Origin of the sequence: Blautia sp. CAG:257, assembly GCF_000433815.1 — a bacterium.
Taxonomy (GTDB): Bacteria; Bacillota; Clostridia; order Lachnospirales; family Lachnospiraceae; genus Blautia_A; species Blautia_A caecimuris.
Map to the genome: position 1 here is coordinate 2,634 of NZ_HF999052.1, position 2,514 is coordinate 5,147.

At 43.0% G+C, this 2,514-nt stretch carries 2 protein-coding genes; both read left to right on the forward strand.

Going from position 1 to position 2,514, the window contains the following annotated elements; translation table 11 throughout:
- Positions 1–867, forward strand: an 867-nt coding sequence (locus QVP40_RS06930) for a glucose PTS transporter subunit IIA (RefSeq protein ID WP_288200369.1), incomplete at its 5' end; no start/stop codon positions are given.
- Entirely contained in the window at positions 864–2,291 is a 1,428-nt protein-coding gene (locus tag QVP40_RS06935) for a glycoside hydrolase family 32 protein (protein WP_022067745.1), read from the forward strand. The genes QVP40_RS06930 and QVP40_RS06935, both read left to right, overlap by 4 nt.
- Positions 2,292–2,514 lie beyond the last annotated feature (223 nt).

Sequence of the window (2,514 nt, forward strand, 5' to 3'; positions counted from 1 at the left end):
GTGGCGCTGAAAACAAAAGATCAGAAAATTAAGTCTATGGCAGTTCCGTCTGCGCTCAGCGCATGTATGGGAATCACAGAACCTGCGATTTTTGGTGTAAATCTCCGCTTTGGAAAGCCATTTGTTATGGCATGTATCGGAGGCGCATGCGGCGCTTTGTTTGCCTCTGTAACAGCTCTGGGGGCAACCGGAACAGGAGTTACCGGTATTTTCGGTATTCTTCTTTGTCTGAATCAGCCGTTGTCCTATCTTCTGATGATGGCGATTTCCATAGGAGTGGCTTTTGTTCTTACATGGATGTTTGGATATAAGGATTCTGTTTCCGAAACCTGTCAGGAAGCGGAAAAGGAAAAAACTCAGGGAGAAAAAGCTGAGGCTGAAAAATTGGAAATCCAGGAATCCGTAACGGGAGAAATTCTTCTGGACAGTCATATGGAGGGCGAGGCCATTCTGATGAGTGAAGTAAAAGATGAAACCTTTGCAGCAGAGGTTTTGGGAAAGGGAATTGCCATTATTCCCCAAAAAGGAGAAGTAACAGCGCCATGCGACGCTGTTGTGGAAACTGTTTTTGCTACCAGACACGCTATAGGACTGAAAGCAGATCATGGAGTGGAAATTTTGATCCATGTTGGAATTAATACAGTAGAGCTTGGCGGAAAATTTTATACCTCACATGTAACAGAGGGAGATCGTGTAAGGACCGGACAGGTTATGCTCACATTTGATATGGAAAAAATCAAAGAGGCTGGCTATGATGTGACAACGCCAATGATCGTAACAAATTCAGATGATTATCAGGAAATAAGAATTTTAAAAACAGGAAATGTAACAAAGCAGGATGCGGTACTGGAGATAAAAGAATCATGAGTGCATTAACAAAGGTTTTTACAGACGAAATCAGAAAAATTGAAGAAACCCACTGGGCAGAGATGGTCAGTAAGCCATACCGGCTTACGCATCATCTGATGCCCCCATGCGGCTGGCTGAATGATCCCAATGGCCTCAGCTGGTATCAGGGCAGATATCACGTATTTTTTCAGTATTCTCCTTTTGAGGTAAAGGGCGGGCTGAAATTCTGGGGACATTACTCCAGTGAGGATCTTATCAACTGGACATATGAAGGTGTTTCCCTTTATCCTGACAGTCCGGCAGACTGCCATGGTGTCTATTCCGGTTCTGCTTTGGCAGAAGAAGAAACTCTGCATTTATTTTATACAGGAAACGTAAAGCTGGACGGGGATTATGATTATATTAACAACGGACGCTGCGCTAATACGCTTCATGTGGAAAGTAAGGACGGCATAGAGTTTGGGATAAAGGAAAATGTGATTCCCTGTACTCAGTATCCTGAGGATTACACCTGTCATATCCGTGATCCCAAGGTATGGAAGGAAGGCGACAGATACAGAATGGTTCTTGGGGGAAGAAGGAAGGATGATCACGGAGCTGTTTTACTTTATTCTTCCCGGGATCTGAAACAGTGGAATCTGGACGGGGAACTTACCACAGAAGAAAAATTTGGCTACATGTGGGAATGTCCGGACATGTTTGAACTGAGTGGGAATGAAATCCTTTCTGTATCGCCTCAGGGTGTGGAACGAGAGGAATACCGTTATCAGAATATCTACCTTTCCGGATATTTTATTTTAAGAGACGGCAAAGTATTCAAAGAAGATTTCCGGGAATGGGATATGGGCTTTGATTTTTATGCGCCTCAGACTTTTGAGGATAAAAAAGGAAGAAGAATACTGATTGGCTGGATGGGAATGCCGGATGCGGAAGAAGAGTATGTAAATAATACGCTGGAGGAAGGATGGCAGCATTGTCTGACAGTTCCAAGAGAACTGAAATACTGTAACGGAAAAGTATATCAGTATCCTGTAGAAGAGCTGATGAATCTTCGGCGCTGGAAAAAAAAGCTTTGTGACGCAGACAGAGAAACAGAGACAGACGGCGCGTTTGATCTGGAACTTCAGGTTCAGAAAGGCCCTGCGAAAGTAGTTCTTGCAGATATTTTTAAGCTGGAATACAGGGACGGAATTCTGGTTCTGGAAATGGATCAGCAGGCAGGGGCAGGCCGCCGAACAAGAAAAGCCTGTATTGAAGAATTGAGGAGTATTCGAATACTTGCAGATACCTCTGCAGCAGAAATTTATGTGAATGAAGGAGAAGTGGTTTTCTCCGTAAGATTTTATGGAAAAGGAACAAAGCACAGGCTGAAAATAGAGGCGGAAGGATTCAGGGGAGGAATCTGGAAGCTGGAAAAAATGAACATTACAAGATGTTTATAACGGATTGACATTGTTTTTCAGGTTTTGTATAATAGCCACAGTTAAATAATTATGAAGGCAGGTATGTTGATGTCGGCAGTGTCTTGTAAAGACTGATAAACAATTACATAGAAAAAGGATACACGCAGAACGTGTTTTATTTGTGTACCCTTTTTTCGGTATTCGGGATACCGGTTGTTTTTGCCTGCTGACAACAGATATATGGAACATATGGATTTTTCAG